The sequence below is a fragment of the Geitlerinema sp. PCC 9228 genome, from assembly GCF_001870905.1.
Lineage (GTDB): Bacteria > Cyanobacteriota > Cyanobacteriia > Cyanobacteriales > PCC-9228 > PCC-9228.
In genome coordinates this window covers 1-506 of record NZ_LNDC01000221.1, presented here as the reverse complement: position 1 = coordinate 506, position 506 = coordinate 1, and the positions used below count along the sequence as shown (strand labels likewise).

Annotated in this window: 1 protein-coding gene; it reads right to left on the bottom strand. The window is 39.9% G+C overall.

Translation table 11 applies throughout. The features are described from left to right. A partial coding sequence (locus tag AS151_RS20390; RefSeq protein WP_139240849.1) for a tetratricopeptide repeat protein occupies positions 1-506 on the bottom strand: 506 nt, incomplete at both ends.

Genomic DNA, 506 nt, shown 5'->3' with positions numbered 1-506 from the left:
TAAGCATAGAAAAACTCAGGATTGAGTTGTAGAGCTTTCTGGTATTTCTCTATAGCTTCTTCTAGCTTTTCTTGATCCCATAGGACAGTGCCCCAACCGTTATAAGCATAAACAAGATTGGGATTGCTTTGGAGAGCTTTCTGGTATTTCTCTATAGCTTCTTCTAGCTTTCCTTGTTGTCTTAGTACGTGCCCCCAATTACTATAAGCATGGGCAAAGTTGGAATCAACTTGGAGAGCTTGGCGATAGTTTTCGATCGCTTCTTCTAATTTACCTTGTCTTCTTAGCACATTACCCAAACCATTGTAAGCAGGAGCATACTTGGAATTGGTTTGAATGGCTTGTTCATAGCTTCTTAGGGCTTCCTCTAATTTTTTTTGTTCCAATAAAACATCACCTAATTGACTGTAAGTCCAAGCATCATCTGGATCGGATTGAATGGCTTGACGATAATTCTGGACAGCTTCCTGTAACTTTCCTTGTTGCTGTAAAGCATAGCCCAGATT